Origin of the sequence: Thermorhabdus hydrogeniformans, assembly GCF_049310025.1 — a bacterium.
Classification (GTDB): domain Bacteria; phylum Bacillota; class Thermosediminibacteria; order Thermosediminibacterales; family Tepidanaerobacteraceae; genus JBJYKD01.
The window spans coordinates 1-233 of the sequence record NZ_JBJYKD010000298.1 but is presented as its reverse complement, the minus strand read 5'-3'; the positions used below and the strand labels follow the sequence as shown (position 1 = coordinate 233).

General features: G+C 43.8%; 1 pseudogene. It reads right to left on the bottom strand.

Features of this window, described 5'->3' with window-relative positions:
- Positions 1-233, bottom strand: a pseudogene (locus ACKX14_RS16505) (COG1361 S-layer family protein); the annotation flags it as partial.

Sequence of the window (233 nt, the reverse complement as noted above, 5' to 3'; positions counted from 1 at the left end):
ACTTACAAGTGTTGGAGAGAAGCTGTACCTGTCTATAATAAGCTTTGGAGTGGACTGGTTTGCATTTTCATCTGGAGCGTTAAGGAATACTCCTATCATGTGCGTCAAGGATTCTCTCGATGCCGGCTCTACCAATTCATCTGTGTAGTCCACTGTTACTTCAATCGGGTAGTTTCTCGTTTGACCGGTTCTTGTCGTAACAAAGAGAAACTGAAATGACTGGACTTCTCCAG